Below are 17808 nucleotides of genomic sequence, written 5' to 3'. Positions count from 1 at the left end.
ATGCCATCCGTGGCGTTTTACACCTTAGGCTGCAAAGTTAACTTTTATGATACAGAAGCAATCTGGCAACTGTTCAAGAACGAAGGATACGATCAAGTGGACTTTGATGAACAGACGGCCGATGTATACTTAATTAATACTTGTACAGTGACGAATACGGGTGACAAGAAAAGCCGTCAAATTATTCGTCGTGCCATTCGTCGGAATCCGGATGCCATAGTGGCAGTAACTGGCTGTTACGCTCAGACCTCTCCTGCCGAGATTCTAGATATTCCAGGAGTAGACCTGGTTATCGGAACACAAGATCGGGATAAAATTTTGCCATATGTTAGAGAAATTCAGGAATCACGTGAGCCGGTAAACGCTGTACGCAACATTATGAAGACACGTGTGTTTGAAGAAATGGATGTGCCTGATTTTGCTGATCGTACTCGTGCTTTCCTGAAAATTCAGGATGGATGTAATAACTTCTGCACATTCTGTATCATTCCGTGGTCGCGTGGTCTGTCTCGTAGCCGGGAATCAAACAGTATTGTTCAACAGGCGCATCAATTGGTGCATGCGGGGTACAAAGAAATTGTGCTTACAGGTATCCATACTGGTGGATATGGTGACGACATGGAAAATTACGACTTAACCGATCTGCTCTGGGATCTGGATAAAGTCGAAGGCCTGGAACGTATTCGTATTAGCTCCATTGAAGCTAGCCAGATCGATGATCGTATGCTGGATGTGATTAAACGTTCGGATAAATTGGTTCGTCACTTCCATATTCCGCTGCAAGCAGGTGACGATGCAGTATTGAAACGGATGCGCCGTAAATATACAACCGAAGAGTTCTACAATAAAATGCTCCGCATTCGTGAAGCAATGCCGGATGTAGCCATTACGACAGATGTTATTGTGGGCTTCCCGGGTGAAACGGATGAGATGTTCCGTAACGGCTATGAACTGATGAAGAAGATCGGTTTTTCCGAAATGCACGTATTCCCTTATTCTAAACGTACCGGAACGCCGGCAGCACGTATGGAAGATCAGGTGGATGAAGAAGTGAAAAATGCTCGTGTACATGAATTGATCGATCTGTCTGAACAGATGCAGCTGGCTTATGCACAGCAATTCGTGGGACAAGTATTGGATGTTATTCCTGAAGGAGAAGCCAAAGGTCGTGAAGGCAGTGGTAAACTCCAAGGATACAGCGATAATTACATTCAATTGGTATTTGATGGTTCTCAGGATATGATTGGTAAAGTATGCCGCGTGAAGCTCACTGAAGCTGGCGTCAATGAGAGCCAGGCTACGTTGGTTCGTGTATTGGAAGATCAACCGAAGTCTGCGGCGATGTAATCGAGATGACAAAACAAGGATTTCATTTCCTTGGGGAACGTACCCGGGCGATGAAATCCTTCTTTTGCAATAAAGTGGCTAAAAAGTTGTAAACAGACCATAAGCATTCCGTGATTGGGGGAGAACAAAATGAACAAAAAAGAAATTTCAGCAGGTGGCGTTGTTTATCGCAAAGACGATGACGGAAAACTACAGATCCAATTAATTGTGGATCGTTACGGGAAAACGACATTGGCTAAGGGCAAAATGGAACCAGGCGAAACGATCGAGCAGACAGCGCTGCGCGAGATATTAGAAGAGACAGGCATGGTTGGACGAATTGTTGAACCTGTCGATGTTATCGCCTATACGTACCAACATGCAGAGTTCGGTCCGGTAGACAAGGAAGTTCACTATTATTTAGTGGAGGCAGAGAGCGGCGATATGCAGCCTCAGATTGAAGAAATTAAAGGCGTAGATTGGTATACACCTGAGGAAGCATGGTCAAGACAGGAAAGTAACGGCTATGACAACAATGACAGCATTCTACGTGACGCACTGAGCAAACTGGGCATTAACGTTTAAAAAGACGAAGGAGCAGTCCTGAGGAATCGGATGAAGCTAGTAATGGATTCGCTGGACTTTTTAAATAACCATTACTTGTGACGCATCTTTAATTATGGTTGTGAGCACTATGCCACGGGTGATTTCGCCGAAGGGGCGGTAACCGGTGGTTTTTTGTGCCAGATTGGTAAATAACATAAGGGTAGAGCTAATAGGGAGCAGATGACGTTAAACAAAGTCTGTGCATGGGCGATCTGTGCTCCGTGATCCGCGGACAGCCAAGCTGAAGCTGCATGAAGCTGATCAATGAGTGGCATGAAAAGTAGTGCACCTGCCACGTTTAATATGACATGCGCGGCTGCGACGAATTTGCCTGCGGATGCTCCACCAGCGGCAGCAAGAACGGCTGTGATGCATGTGCCCACATTGGAGCCGATCACAATGGCAATGCCAATCTCTACGGGCAACACACCTGTTGCGGCAAGTGTTATAGCCATGCTGATGACAGCTGCACTGCTGTGAATTAGTGCTGTCAGACAGGCTCCTGCAAGGAATCCCCACCATAGGCTATCCGCGGAGCGATCCAAAAACCATTGGAATACACCCATGCTTCGTAGTGGAACTGCAATGGATTGCATGACCTGAATGCCTGTCATGACGAGTGCGAATCCTGCTGCTGCCAAAAAACTGCATTGTATTTGGAAAAGCGTTAGCTTGGTTTCTTCGGAAGCCGCCCGATTGCGTTCTGCAAGGACAACAAAAGTAGCCCAGCCAAGCAGGGAAAGAACGAGTAGAGGTAGTGCAGCGCGTCCAATCTGCAATCCAACAAGTTCGGTGGTTAAACAGGTCCCGATATTTGTACCTAAAATAATCCCAAGCGTGCGCCCATAGGTGATGATTCTTGCATTGGCAAGACCAATGGTGAGCACGGTAACAGCGGTACTGCTCTGAAGCAGTGCAGTTGCGCCTGCACTGAAAGCCATCCCTTTCCAGGGGGCAGAAGTGGCGCGATTAAGCCACCCGGCGAGCATAGGTCCAGCCATGCGCTGTAGCGACATTTCCATGACCTTCATGCCAGCAAAGAAGATAACAAGCCCATATAATAAAGGAAACACAACTTCTCTGAACATCCGTAACCTCATTCCTTCCTGCATTGCTCTTACCTTCATCTTATGAGGAAGGAAGGACAACCATGACAAGCATGAGAAATTACAGTGTGAAGAGATCAAAAGACCAAGTCGCTGGTAGCAATATTTTAGTGGTTTGCTACGGCACAGCTATTCCAAAGATACGGAGTCCGTACAATCGGAGCGAAACAGACGAAAAGGTACTAAAATAAGCGAAGCGAGCGCCTTTTCTTTATCAGTTCCCTTTTAAAAAAGGGGAACTGATAAAGAAAACAGCCATCAGTCAAGGGTCTACCCATACGTACCGCCATATTCAAAAGATACGGAGATATGTGCAAACGGAGCGGAGGGGACGGAATCGGATCTGAAGAAGCGAAGCGCTCGCCTAAAAGCTTTCTATAAGAAAGCTACATCGGAAGCATAAGCTTATCCCCGGATTTTCCCTTTTGAGAAAGGGAATTCAAAAAATCTGGGGATAACAGCGATCGAAAGACCGATCCGTCCCCGGAGCGTCTCCCTTTGCACTAAACCTATCTTTTCAACAACTAACTAATAAGGAAGTGGATTTACCTTGCCATCGGTTACCCTAGAACGCAGTCGCAAAAAGCGGCTGGAACATGCACATCCATGGATCTTTAACAATGAAATTGCCTCAGTTGACGGAAATCCAGAGCCTGGAGATCTAGTTAATGTATTAAATCATCAAGGTCGCTACCTGGCGACAGGGTATTACAATCCTGCATCACAAATTACCGTACGGGTTGTATCCTACCAACCATTAGATTTTGCTCAGATGGATACGGCGTTCTTTACAGCACGTTTCCAGGATTGCTTACGCCATCGTGAACGTTTCATCCAAGACGGAGAAGCGTATCGCTTGGTTTATGGTGAAGCGGACTTTTTACCTGGGTTGATCGTTGACCGCTTCGGCAGCGTACTTGTGGTACAGCTATTGACACTCGGGATGGATCGTTGTCGTGAGGCGATTGTCCAAGCTCTGATTGAAGTGATGCAGCCTGAAGGCATTTACGAGCGGAGCGATGTGTCTATTCGTGAGCTAGAAGGCTTGGAGCAGACCAAAGGTCATCTTTATGGAGAGTGCCCACGTCATGTGACTGTAACAGAGAACGGTTTGCTCATTAAAGTAGATATCGTGGAAGGTCAGAAAACAGGCTATTTCTTCGATCAGCGTGAGAACCGTGCAGCGATCGAACCCTTAATGAAGGGCTGGGGCTACAAAAGCGGTATCCGTCTTGAACAAGTGGAGCAGGATGGAAGTGAACAATGGTTGCCTGTTAACAAAAGTGGTAAAGTTGTAACATTCCCTTACTGGGATGGTGCGACGGTACTGGAGTGTTTCTCTCATACAGGCAGCTTCACGTTGAATGCTTGTAAGTATGGAGCGAAGAAAGTAACTTGTCTGGACATTTCAGAGCATGCGATCGAAAGTGCTAGAACGAATGTGGAGTTGAACGGATTCACTGATCGAGTTGAATTTGTCGTAGCGGATGCTTTCCAATACCTGCGTGAACAGGTTAAAGGACTTGAAGATCGGAATGTCCGTGCACGTGCAGGCGAGCAAAAAGTAGACACTTCCAAAGCAATCGCTGCTGGCGGAGGTAAATCGTTTGACGTGGTTATCCTTGACCCACCGGCGTTTGCCAAAACGAAATCAGCAGTCAAAGGTGCATGCCGTGGATACAAGGACATCAATCTTCATGGTATGAAACTCGTCAATGAGGGTGGATATCTTGTAACGGCGAGCTGTTCATATCACATGCGTCCAGACCTTTTCCTCGAAACCATCGCAGATGCGGCTGAAGATGCTGGCAAAGTACTTCGCCTCATTGAGTGGAAGGCAGCAGGCAAGGATCATCCACAGATTTTGGGTGTAGATGAAGGACACTATCTAAAATTTGCGATCTTCGAGGTTCGCAGTAAAACAAAGTAATGTAGTCAGTCACATGAGCATTTAAACGACCAATTATTTTGTATCAACAATCATATCAACATCAAGTTGGAGGTCTGCAGTTATATAGCTGTAGGCCTTTTTGTTATGCTTATGGAGATGTTTCCGATGCTGCCGAATAGTGGCAAACGTATGTTCCGAACCGAGTCAGGTATGGTATACTGAGAATTAAAATCTTGTTCGTGATGATTTGGAGGATTAGACATGTCCGTACGCTTCGTTATTGGCCGGGCAGGCAGTGGCAAGAGTGCCCTGGTTACCCGGGAAATTACTACCCTGCTTCAACAGGAGCCACAGGGGAATCCCCTTATTTTACTAGTACCTGAACAGAGTTCATTCCGTACAGAGCAAGCACTCGTCTCTTCTGGCATGATCAAAGGATCTATGCGCGCTGAAGTGCTTGGTTTCCGAAGACTAGCTTACCGTGTCATGCAGGAGGCTGGTGGTTCGGCGCGTATTCCAATCGGTGCTGAAGGTAAGAAGATGCTGCTCTATAAAGTACTGCAACGGCGTAAGGAAGAGTTGAAATTATTTGGTGCTTCAAGCAGCCAATTAGGCTTTATTAGTCATCTGAACAACCTATATGGTGAATTTAAACGTTATGAGCTTGATCCTGCATCGCTGGGAGACGGAGTTTCCATGTGGAATGCCTCTTCGTCAGCACCGATATTGGGAGATAAGCTTCATGATCTGCTTTTAATATATCGTGATTATGAACAGGAATTAACGGATCTCTACATTGATGATGAAGATACGCTTAGCGAATTGACTGAACGGTTATCTGAAGGCACGATGCTGCAAGATTCTCAGATTTGGATTGATGGATTTCAGGGATTCACTCCACAGGAACTGAGTGTGATTGGAAGACTGATGTTGCAGTCTTCTAATGTTACGATTGCATTGACGTTAGATCGCCCATACGAGCATGGTGCACTTCCTAACGATTTGGATCTGTTCTATCCCACAGCGAGTGCTTATGCACGTCTCAAAGGTATGGCTGATGATTTAGATGTGCCAAGCGAAACGTTGATTCTTCAGCCAGAGGTTGCTCCAAGATATGAAGGAAGCCCGGGATTAGCGCATTTGGAAGCGGGGTTCGATCGTAGAGTTCGCTGGAGAAGTGACGGGCGCGATTCTGGTATTAAGTTGTACGCAGCCGAGAACCGTCGTGCAGAACTGGAAGGTGCGCTACGGGAAATGAGACGTTTGGCTCAAGATGAGGGTGCTCGTTACCGTGAGATGGCTGTGTTGGTTCGTCAGTTAGATGCTTATGCAGATATTGCCGAGCCGTTGTTCCGAGATTATAACATCCCTGTCTTCTTGGATCGCAGACGAAGTGAGCTGCATCATCCGCTCGCAGAGTTTATTCGTTCAGCACTGGATGTTGTTCGTCGTCGCTGGCGATACGAAGATGTGTTTCGTTGTGTCAAAACAGATCTCCTCCTGCCTCGTGATGGTTCAGTGAGCCGTGAGGACATGGATCAACTCGAGAATTACATCCTAGCTTGTGGTATTCACGGATACCGCTGGACAGACGGCAAACCTTGGAAGTATGTGCCTAGCTTGTCGCTGGAGGACAACGGTCAGGATAATCGGAGCCGCGGACGTGAACAAATGTTATCGTTGATGGAAAAGTGCCGCACGGTTATTACAGATCCAATGGGTGCTTTTGAGAAGCGAATGAGCAAGGCAAAGACAGCCAAGGAACAGTGTGCTGCATTATACCATTTACTTGAAGATGCGGAGATTCCATGGAAGCTGGAGTCGATGTCCACCGAGGCCACCGCTCAAGGTGATCCGGAACGTTCACGCGAGCATCGACAAATGTGGGGAGCCGTTCTAGATCTGCTTGATCAGATGGTCGATATGATGGGAGCCGAGCGACTGGACTTGGATTTGTTTGCTGGATTAATTGAGACAGGACTAACGGAGCTTAAATTGGGTCTGGTTCCACCTGCATTGGATCAGGTGTTGGTTGGTTCGATGGATCGGACGCGTCTGCAGGATATCAAGTATGTATTTATTCTTGGGGCAGTGGATGGAGAACTACCGGCTGTACCTCAAGAGGATGGTGTATTGACTGAGCAGGAGCGACTTTTGTTAACAGAAAGAGGTCTGCCTCTGGGACCTGGAGCAACCAGACAAATGCTGGACGAGCGTTTTCTGATCTATACAGCCTTAACATCAGCTAGTGACCAACTGTGGCTAAGTTACCCTGTCGCGGATGATGAAGGGAAGTCGCTGCTTCCTTCGGAGATTGTAAGACATGTGCGGAACATGTTTGGCAAACAGGAGCAGCCTCTTCTGACTGAACCTCAGGGATCAGTAGCTTTACAGAATCATTGGGCCTATGTTCGTCATCCGGAACAGAGCTTATCTACGTTAATTGGACAATTGCGCAGATGGCGCCGCGGTGAGGACATTCCAGAATTATGGTGGGCAGTGTATAACTGGCATGCTTCGCAAGAGCGCAGCAAACCGCTATTGAATCGCTTGCTGGGATCCGTCTTTTATCGCAACCGGGCGTTACCGCTTCGTACATCCACAAGTCGGAGATTGTATGGTACGGAAGTTCGCACAAGTGTCTCCAGGATGGAACGGTTTGTAGCATGCCCATTCTCTCACTTTGCTTCTCATGGATTACGCTTGAAGGATCGCCAGCTTTACCGTCTTCAAGCGCCAGATATCGGTCAATTATTTCATGCTGCACTCAGTCAGTTGGCGATGCGCTTGCGTGAAGAAAATCGTAGCTGGGGGAGTTTATCGCCAGAGCAATGCCGACACGAGGCAGAGCAGACGGTGGAGCAGATTGCTCCACAGCTTCAAGGAGAAATTTTGCTTAGCACCAAACGGTATGGTTACATTTTCCGGAAGTTGAAGGAGATTGTCAGCAGAGCTTCCGTTATTCTGGGAGAACAGTCTAGACGAGGAAGTTATGAACCGATCGGGCTGGAGCTTGATTTTGGACCAGGCAAGCCTTTGCCGCCGTTACGTTTTGAGCTGGAAAATGGCTGTGTGATGGAGATTGTCGGTCGAATTGACCGTGTAGATGTTGCTGAAGGGGAAAATGGACTTCTACTACGAGTCATAGACTATAAGTCAAGTCAGACGGATCTCAAACTACACGAAGTGTATTATGGTCTATCACTACAGATGCTTACGTATCTGGAAGTGTTGCTTAGTGCGGCTGAAGAGTGGCTTGGTGAATCTGCCATGCCGGGCGGCACGCTGTATTTCCATGTGCATAATCCGCTACTGCAATCTTCCAATGGCATGACCTCGGAGCAAGCAGGACAAGAGCTGCTGAAACGCTTCAAAATGAAAGGACTATTGCTCGCAGACCGAGATAACATTGCTCAAATGGATCATACCCTGGAAAAAGGGTATTCTGCGATTATTCCTGTTGCACTGAAAGCAGATGGTAGTTTTTACAGCAGTGCAGCTGTAGCTACACCCGATCAATGGGACACATTACTTGCAACAGTACGAAACAACATTCGAGAGATTGGTACACGGATTACGGACGGGGACGTGGGCATCGAGCCTTATCGTATCCAACAGGAAGTCGCATGTACTTTCTGTCCGTATAAGCCAGTCTGTCAGTTTGATGAGAATATAGAAGGTAATGAATATAATCTGTTATCCAAACCAGGCAAACAGCAAATATGGGAGTTGTTATCCCACAACAAGGGAGGGGAAACGTTATGACGAATATGCCAAAACCAGAAGGTAGCTTCTGGAGTGATGACCAGTGGAGTGCAATCTCGCAGAGTGGAGAAGACATTCTAGTTGCCGCCGCTGCGGGATCGGGTAAAACGGCTGTATTGGTCGAACGGATTATTCGCAAAATTGCCGACCCTTCTCAGGGATTCAGCGTAGATCGTTTGCTTGTAGCAACATTTACAAAAGCAGCCGCGGCCGAGATGAAGCAACGTATACGGGAAGCATTGGAACGTGCGCTGGAAGATCAGCCTGGAGAAGAGCATCTGCGTAAGCAGCTTTCGCTTCTTGGACGTGCGTCCATCACGACACTGCATTCATTTTGTATGGAGGTCATACGGCGTTATTATCAGCAGATTCCGCTGAATCCTGCCTTCCGGATATTGAATGAAAATGAAGCTGAAATGATGCGGCAAGAACTGCTGGAACAGCTTTTCGAAGAAAAATATGGGGAGCAGGATGAAGGCAGTACATTCCGCAAATTAGTGGATTGGTTCAGTGGCGAGCGGAACGATGATGCCATGCATCGGCTCGTACAACGGCTGTATGACTTTTCTCGCAGTCATTCTTGGCCAGATCACTGGCTGGCAGAAATGGCGTCTGCTTTTCAGGTGGAGAGTGTAGAAGCACTTGGACGTACGGTCTGGGTACAGAGTATTTTACGTGATGCCTCACTTACGTTAAGTGGTGCCGCTGGGGTGTTGCGCCAAGGGATTGAAATTGCTATGCAGCCAGAAGGGCCGGCACCTTATGCGGATACGCTCAAGGAAGATCTGGTGATGGTAGAGGAGCTCCGTTCTGCCGTTCAGATCATGCCATGGGACAAGTTGCCAGACGTCTTTCAATCAGCGGCATTTGGCAAGCTCAAGCCTTGTAAGAAAGATCAGACAGACCCGGGGCTTCAAGAGCAAGTTAAGGAGCTGCGCGAAGCAGCCAAGAAAGCAGTAACGGATCTGAAAGGATCATTGTTCGGGAGAACTGCTTTTTCATTCTGGCAGGAATTAGAGCAAGCCGCACCACTTATGAACGAGTTATCTAAACTCGTCAGTGAGTTTGGAGCACGATACCAACAGGCGAAGCAGGAACGTGGACAGGTCGATTTTAGTGATCTGGAACATTACTGTCTTCAAATTTTGCGTCATGAGGATTCTACACCAGCTGTGTCCATGCCTTCAGATGCAGCGATGGAATTCCGTGCACGTTTTGATGAAGTGTTACTGGATGAATATCAGGATACCAATACAGTACAGGAAGATATCGTAAGACTAATTTCTAGAGAAAATCCTGGTAACCGATTTATGGTTGGTGATGTAAAACAGAGTATTTATCGTTTTCGTCTGGCCGAGCCGGGACTGTTCCTTAACAAATATCGTCAATATGCTTCAAGTGCTGAACTGGATCAGGACGAAGACTTCGGCGAGCGCACGGGCAGACGTATTGATCTAGCACGTAACTTTCGAAGCCGTGAAGAAGTTGTTCATTCGGTCAATATGCTCTTCCGGCAGATTATGAACGAAGGTGTGGCGGAGATTGCGTATGATGAACGAGCCCAGCTTGCTTATGGAGCATCATTCCCGTCAGAGACGGAAAGAGATGAGGCGTATACACCTGAGGTCATATTAATTGATCGTCAAGGTGGTGGGCCTGATCTGTCTGAAAGCACAGAGGAGCAGGGAGATACACTGGCTACTGCTGAACTGGAGAGTGCTGAGTTAGAGACTGCTCAACTGGAAGCACGTGCAATGGCTAGACGTATTCGAGAGATTGTGGGCGACACAGATCAGCCTGCATTGCAGGTGTATGATAAAGCGCTGAAAACGATGAGACCGGCAAGGTACGGTGACATTGTCATTTTGCTGCGTTCTGCTCAGATGTGGGCACCGCTTATGATCGAAGAGTTTAGACAACAGGGCATTCCTGCTGGTGGTGAGCAGAGCAAAGGGTATTTTCAGGCAATAGAAGTGGAAGTGATGTTGTCCCTGCTTCAGATTGTTGATAACCCAAGACAGGACATTCCTCTTGCTGCGGTACTTCGGTCACCGATTGTTGGTCTAGACGAAGAGGAACTGGCACAGATTCGTCTCGGGGATAAAACTCAATCCTTCTATGATGCTGTAGTTTTGGCTACAGGAGATATAGATCATTCAGGGCATGACCACAGCTTAGATCAGCAACGCATGCAAGTAAATGGTGATGATCAAGCCGTTCAGATGAATTGGCCCGAAGCGTGGACAGAGCTGGAGCAGGCACGACGAGAGACGGCGGTTACTGCTGAGTTAGATCGTGTAGAAGATATGGCACAATCCAGCAGTGATGTTGATGCGGCTCACTGGGCGGGACTGGTCAATCTTGTAAGTGATAAGGACAATGTCGTTCAGCCTGACGAGGGTGTAACATTACAGCAAAAATTGATTCAGTTTGCACGTCAATTGAAGCAATGGCGATTGGAGGCCCGTCAAGGCAGTCTGAGCGAATTAATCTGGCGGATCTACCGGGAGACGGGGTACTTGGACTGGGTAGGTGGTCTCCCCGGTGGCATGCAGCGTCAGAGCAATCTTAAGGCGTTATATGACCGGGCGCGTCAATATGAGGAAGCAACGGCCAATCGAGGTTTGTTCCGCTTTTTGACCTATGTCTCTAGACTGCGTGAGAACGGTGGAGATTTAGGAACAGTCGGCGGTGCTGCTGAGCAAGACAACGAAGTAAGGATTATGACCATTCATCGAAGTAAAGGACTGGAATTCCCAGTAGTCTTTGTGGCGGGTTTATCCAAAATGTTCAATCAGCAGGATCTGAACGCACCTTTTCTCATGCATAAGGAGCTTGGATTCGGCCCAAGGTTTGTGGATCAAGAGAATCGTGTTGCGTACCCGACACTTGCCAATCTAGCGATCCGCCGCCGGGCTCAATTTGAGCTGTTAGCCGAGGAGATGAGAGTGCTGTATGTGGCACTCACACGTCCAAAGGAGAAAATGATACTCATTGGAACAGTGAAGGATGTTGCCAAGAAGGCAGCCGCTTGGTCACAGGTGAAGGACAGTTCGGAGTTGTTATTGCCAGACTACTTACTTGCAGCAGGACGTAATTATTTGGACTGGATCGGCCCGTCCCTCATTCGTCACCCAGCAGCGGCTTCCCTTCGTGAATTGGCTGGAGGAAGTGATTCCTATTCATCTTGCTTAATGGACGACGAGTCGCGCTGGAATATCACCGTGGTTTCTGCAGATCAGGTTTCGCGGGACATGGTTCTTGGGCATCTCAAGGACGAGGAAGAAGCGATATCAGAAGTTCGGAAGGAACGAATTGCTGCGTTGCAAGCAGTACAGCCTGTTCAGTTACGTATTTCTGAAGAGAGAAGCGATGAAGCTGCTGACTTGTTAGAATTAGCTCAGCAAGTTAACGGTGATGGTGATGAAGTTACTGAAGATGGGCATGCAGATGTCTCGCTTATGGAGCAAGTCAATCAACGATTATCCTGGGCATATCCACACACAGCGGCAACGCAGGTTGCGGCAAGCACATCCGTGTCTGAACTCAAGACATTGCTCGCCAAGCAGGAATACCAGCCGCTACAAGTGATGGAAGAGATGGAAAGAAGGCTGGAAAGTAACACTTTGCCTACAGATGATGCGCCCGATGAGAAGTTGAATCCAGTAGTACAGCTTGATAATCGTAGAAGCCATGATTCAGATTCGTCCTTCAAATTGCATCTGCGTCGTCCTAAATTCATGGAAGAGAAAAAACTAACAGGTGCAGAAAGAGGAACCGTGTACCATACATTGATGCAGCATCTTCCTATGGATGGAACAGGGGTTGATGTCGAGGTTGTAGAAAACACGCTTGCGCGCTTGCTGCAACTGCAGATTGTGCTACCTCATCAGGCAGAGGTCGTTGATGCTATGCAACTCGTTGCTTTTTTTGATACTGAGCCTGGATTGGAACTTGTGCGCGCAGACTGGGTAAAACGGGAGATTCCATTTATTTACGGATTGCCTGCACATCATTCTCCTGCTGAGTGGTTGCGAGATATAACGCCACATGAGGGGATGCAGACAGTAGATGAAGGCGAAGGACTCCAGGCATCACTGGTAGATGAGACGGTATTGGTTCAAGGGATCATAGACTGCCTCTATGAGGTGGAGGGCAAACTTGTGCTGCTCGATTATAAAACGGATCGTGTCTGGAATGAAGCACAAGGGTTAAACGATTTAACTGCAAACTATCGTTTCCAGCTAGAGTTATATAGCCAGGCAATTGAAGATATTTTGGGACGTAAGGTTGACCACCGGTGGCTCTATTTCTTTGATGGTGGACATGCTGTGAAATGTTAGGATAGGGATTCATTTAATATAGCTTTAGCTACCTTAATTAGGACGAGATATAGTTCAGAACGGTTAATTTTGTCTATATCTCGTTACATATATCATGTTTAGTGAGTTATGAGATGGATTCATGGGCAGTACTTTGAAATGTTCTTGGAGAGGGGATGAACGGACAATGCGTATTTTGCATACAGGAGACTGGCACTTGGGGAAAACACTCGAAGGTCGGAGCCGTCTGCGGGAACAGGAAGACTTTATTGATGAGCTTGTGAAACTAGCAGACGATCAGCAGGCAGATGCTATTCTAATGGCTGGCGATGTGTATGATTCAGTAAACCCTCCAGCTTCTGCGGAGCAATTATTCTATGAAGCAGCCGCAAGGCTTACCGAGCGGGGCAGACCACTTGTGGTCATTGCGGGAAACCATGATCAGCCCGAACGGGTTGCATCGGTAACTCCGCTTGTGAATAGACAGGGTATCACCCTTGTAGGAATGCCTACTGCTGAAGCGGTGACCTTTCATGCAAAGCGTACAGGTGAGACGGCAAACATTGCGGCATTACCTTATCCATCTGAAGCTAGATTGAACGAACTACTGACAACAGATGGGGATGAGAATGTACTTCGTCAAGCGTACAGCCGGCGTGTAGGGATGCTGATGCAGCATTTGGCGGCATCATTCCAACCAGATACAGTGAATCTAGCCATGAGTCATATCTATGTGCTTGGCGGCGTAGAAAGTGATTCCGAACGTCCAATTCAGGTTGGTGGTGCCTACACTGTAGATCCTTCAGCGCTGTCTATAGGTGCCCAATATACAGCACTTGGACATCTGCATCGTGCACAGGCGGTAAAGGGAGACGGTATTATTCGTTATAGCGGTTCGCCATTAGCCTACAGTTTCTCAGAAGCTGGACAGAGTAAATCGGTGACGATGGTGGATCTAGCACCTGGTGGTGTTCCACATGTGGAAGAAGTGCTTCTAACCTGTGGTCGTCCCCTTGTTCGCTGGAAGGCGCGAGGAGGGCTTGCTGAGGTGCATCGTTGGTTAGAGGAAGGACGAGATGCTCAGGCCTTTGTGGATATGGAAGTATGGCTAGAGGATGCGATGTCTTTAAAAGAGATACAGCAGCTTCGAAGATCCCATGACGGTATTATTCACATCCGTCCGGTGTATCCCGAGATGGCTGCTGCGGGTCTGTTAGAGCAACGCTCTGAGCTGCCTGTGCATGAATTGTTCCGAAAGTTCTATCAGCGGCAGACCGGTGGGGCAGAGCCTGAAGAGAAGCTTGTACAGCTATTCTTGGAGCTTGTCGATGAGGACGAGCCAGGTGTTCGTGAGGAGGCTGAGGCAAAATGAAGCCGATTTCGTTAAAAGTGGCTGGTCTACAGAGTTATCGTGACACGCAGGAGATTGATTTTACCGTGCTGACAGAGACAGGGTTGTTCGGTATTTTTGGACCTACGGGAAGTGGGAAATCCTCGTTGCTTGACGCCATTACACTAGCGATGTACGGAAAAGTAGAACGTGCGGTGAATGGTACGCAGGGAATTATGAACCATGCCGAGGATGCATTATCGGTTGCATTTACGTTTGAATTATCATCTGCGGAAGGTACGCGTAGATTCCGCGTAGAGCGGCGGTTCAAGCGAAATAATGAAGTATCTGTAAGCAATACGGTTAGTAAATTTATTGAGACCATTGACGGGGAAGATCACGTACTTGCGGATAAGTTAGCCGAGGTTAACCGCTCTGTAGAGGATGTAATTGGGCTCAAAATGGATGATTTTACGCGTGCGGTTGTGCTTCCACAAGGGAAATTTGCCGAATTCCTGTCTCTGAAAGGCAGTGAGCGACGCCAGATGCTGCAGCGGCTTTTCCATCTAGAGAAATACGGAGACCAGCTTGCCATCAAGTTGAGCAGGCGAGTGAAGAATAATGATATGGTTCATCAGTCCCTAGTTGCGGAGCAGCAAGGGTTAGGCAATGCAAGTAAGGAGACTCTTGAAGAGACGGCTCGGCTTCTTGAAGAGACAGTTCGTGCTGCAGCTTTGTCCCGTAAAGCGTTAGAAAAGGCCACGGAGGAAGCCGAACAGCTGGGCAAAATTCGTGAATGGAGTCATGAACGTCAATCTCGCTTAGAGGAACAGCGTAAGTTAAAAGCACAGGATGCACACATTGTTGCAGGTGAAGAACGGTTGAAACAGGCTAGTGCAGCAGATGTGATCTTACCTGCATTACAAACGATGCGTGAAGCTATGGCAGAGCAGCAGTTGCGCCAGCAGGTATCTGAGACTGCACATCAGCAAGCGATAGAACATGAGAAGCAGTCTGTACTTGAAGCGGAAAAGGCAGAGGCTACCCGAGTCCAACTGTCTGAGGAAGAGCCCAAATTAATACTGCGCCTGGAGCAATTGGAACAGGCAAAAGAACTGCAAAAGGAACGTGACGGGCTTAGAGAGGATGCTTCACGTCTGAAGTATTTACTTGAGCAAGGTCAAGCAGAGCAGACGGTTGTGGGTCAACAATTGGAAAAAGAGCAAGAGTTGCAGCAGCGTGGACGTAAACGGCGAGAAGAATTACAGGAGAGCCTGAAGCCCAACGAAGTCAAAGCCGATGAGCGGAGACAGCTACAGTCTGCGTTAGAGCTTCAGCACCGGATGGACACGGTAGCAGAGCAGTTACGTCAGAACAAGGTGGAACTGGAGGCGAGCCAGCAATCAGCTATACAGGGAGCCAATAAGCTGCAGGCGAGCACTGAAGAGGAAAGCCGCCTGAGCATACAGCGTGAGCAATTAATTCAACAGGCGGCTGCAGGTCTTGAAGCCTTGCTTGCATGCGAGCAGGACATCGGACGCGAGCAGAGCATGCTGGCTGGGGCGGAGGAACAGCTTCGAGGCACGATGCGTGAGCAGGAGCTGCATCGGCTATCCTCCGCCTTGCGCGCCGAGCTGAAGGGCGGCGAGCCTTGCCCGGTGTGCGGCTCCGCACACCACCCGCTCCCGGCTGCGCCGGCGGGAGAAGGTCCGCACGCAGACGATGCGGACCTGGAACTGCTGCGCAGCCTGCACGCGGAGCTGCAGGAGCTGCGCTTTGGGCTGCGCCAGCAGCTGCACGAACGTCGCAGCCTGCTGACGCAGCTTGGCGCTGCGGCCGGCGAAGCTCCGTCCGCAGCCGAGGCCGCGCCTGCGGCAGCGGAGCCCGAGCCCGCCGCGTCGCCCGTGAACGGGCGCTCCTCGGCGGACTGGGCAGCGCGTACCGCCGCGCTGCGCGAAGCCGCGCGGGCGCTGGCTGACGCTGCAGCGCCGCTGCAAGCGGAGGCCGCTGCGTTGCAGCAGGCGTCCGTAAGCGCACAGCAGCGCCGCATGGAGGCGGCGGCTGCGCAGGAAGCCGGCCGTGCCGGGCTCGCCCAGGCGGAGCGCAAGCTGGCCGAGAGCGAGGCTGCAGCGACAGCGCTGCGCGATCGCTGGGCCGTGGAACTGCCTGACATCGCCCCAGAACAGGCCAAGGCCTTATATCAGGCGATGCAGGAGCGTGATGCACGCGCCGAGGACATCAAGGAACGTCTGAACAAAAGCGTGACGTTCCTTGAAGAGAAGCAAGAGATCGTTCAATCACTTCAGCGCAAGCTGGTCGAATTGGATAAACAATTAATCCAGTGGCAGACAGAGTGGCAGGGCAACAGCAAACAACTTGCCGAGAAGGAAGACCGGTTACGGCAATGGGTTGGTGAACAACGAGTAGAAGACCTAATTGCTGCTGCGCAGGCTCAGCTGAATCGTTTAAGAACATCTGCAACCGAGGCAGCACAGCGTTTCAAGGAAGCCGATGGCCTGAAACAAGATTCTGCGAAGAAAGATGTTATCGCTCATCAAGCCGCTGTCTCTGCTGGCGAGCATCTGCAGCAAGCGCAAGAGCGCTGGAAGCAACTGCTGGATCAATCACCATTTACTTCGGAGGAAGTTGTTATACAGGCAGCCATTGCTTCCGAGGAGGCAGAACGACTGGCTGCGGCCATCCAACAGCACCGCGAACAGGAACGTGAGCTGGCATCGCAGTTACGAGAACTGGAGCAGAAACTTGCGGGAGCTGAGGTGACCGAGGAACAGTGGATGGCTTGCACGGAACAGTTACGGCTGAGACGGGCTGAGGATGAAGCGGCACTGAGTGCCAAAGCTCGGACTGAGCGGGACTTGGAAGATGTTCAACAGCGTCACGTACGCTGGACTGAACTGGAGAACCAACGAGTGGACGTTAGTCGAGAAGGCGAGCTGCTGAGTAAGCTACAAGCTGCTTTCCGCGGGAATGCATTCGTAGAATACATTGCTGAAGAGCAATTGATGCAGGTTAGCCAGGCAGCATCCCAGCGATTACGCTTCTTGACCAAACAGAGATATTCGCTTGAAGTCGATTCAGGTGGTGGGTTTGTCATATGTGATGATGCCAATGGAGGGGTGAAACGCCCAGTGTCCACCTTGTCGGGCGGTGAGACCTTCCTAACCTCTCTGTCGCTAGCATTGGCGTTGTCTGCACAGATTCAGCTTCGAGGACAGTACCCACTGCAATTCTTTTTCCTGGATGAAGGGTTCGGCACACTTGATCCTGAACTGTTAGACACGGTCATAACCTCACTGGAGAAATTGCATGACGATCGTCTAGCCGTTGGTGTCATTAGCCACGTACCTGAACTGCGGGCACGTCTAGCACGTAAGTTGGTTGTCATTCCGGCAAGTGAGGCTGGTGGCGGCTCTCGAGTTGTTCTGGAGACATTGTAGATAT

At 49.1% G+C, this 17808-nt stretch carries 8 protein-coding genes; 7 read left to right on the top strand and 1 reads right to left on the bottom strand.

Annotation, left to right across the window (positions count from 1 at the left end; all coding sequences use genetic code 11):
• On the top strand, window positions 1-1347 hold the full coding sequence (gene mtaB, locus MH215_RS03210) for a tRNA (N(6)-L-threonylcarbamoyladenosine(37)-C(2))-methylthiotransferase MtaB (protein WP_239288058.1): 1347 nt from the start codon (window positions 1-3) through the stop codon (window positions 1345-1347).
• 129 nt (window positions 1348-1476) lie between these two features.
• Window positions 1477-1911: an NUDIX hydrolase gene (locus tag MH215_RS03205; protein WP_056695997.1), complete on the top strand. Its 435-nt coding sequence runs from the start codon at window positions 1477-1479 to the stop codon at window positions 1909-1911.
• 107 nt (window positions 1912-2018) lie between these two features.
• Here MH215_RS03205 and MH215_RS03200 read toward each other — a convergent pair whose 3' ends face one another.
• Complete coding sequence (locus tag MH215_RS03200) at window positions 2019-3020, bottom strand: Na/Pi cotransporter family protein (RefSeq protein WP_239288052.1); 1002 nt, start codon at window positions 3018-3020, stop codon at window positions 2019-2021.
• 568 nt (window positions 3021-3588) lie between these two features.
• Here MH215_RS03200 and MH215_RS03195 point away from each other — a divergent pair.
• The 5 genes from MH215_RS03195 to MH215_RS03175 all read left to right on the top strand — a co-directional run bounded on the left by MH215_RS03195 (window position 3589) and on the right by MH215_RS03175 (window position 17804).
• On the top strand, window positions 3589-4968 hold the full coding sequence (locus MH215_RS03195) for a class I SAM-dependent rRNA methyltransferase (protein WP_239288051.1): 1380 nt from the start codon (window positions 3589-3591) through the stop codon (window positions 4966-4968).
• A 222-nt stretch (window positions 4969-5190) separates the two neighbouring features.
• The gene (gene addB / locus MH215_RS03190; protein ID WP_239288050.1) at window positions 5191-8694 is read left to right on the top strand and encodes a helicase-exonuclease AddAB subunit AddB; all 3504 of its coding nucleotides are present in this window, start codon (window positions 5191-5193) and stop codon (window positions 8692-8694) included.
• A complete protein-coding gene (gene addA / locus MH215_RS03185) occupies window positions 8691-13037 on the top strand; it encodes a helicase-exonuclease AddAB subunit AddA (RefSeq protein ID WP_239288049.1) in 4347 nt (1448 codons plus the stop codon). The genes addB and addA overlap by 4 nt, the downstream gene beginning before the upstream one ends.
• Before the next feature lie 166 nt (window positions 13038-13203).
• Window positions 13204-14388, top strand: coding sequence for an exonuclease SbcCD subunit D (locus MH215_RS03180; protein ID WP_239288048.1), 1185 nt, complete (start codon window positions 13204-13206; stop codon window positions 14386-14388).
• Window positions 14385-17804 carry an SbcC/MukB-like Walker B domain-containing protein gene (locus MH215_RS03175; RefSeq protein ID WP_239288047.1) on the top strand — a complete coding sequence of 1140 codons (3420 nt, stop codon included), beginning with the start codon at window positions 14385-14387 and terminating at the stop codon, window positions 17802-17804. Before MH215_RS03180 ends, MH215_RS03175 begins: the two co-directional genes overlap by 4 nt.
• Window positions 17805-17808: the final 4 nt, after the last annotated feature.

This window comes from Paenibacillus sp. ACRSA, from assembly GCF_022346845.1.
Lineage (GTDB): Bacteria > Bacillota > Bacilli > Paenibacillales > Paenibacillaceae > Paenibacillus.
Note: the sequence above shows the minus strand (reverse complement) of the source record. Positions and strands in the feature narration are given on the sequence as shown.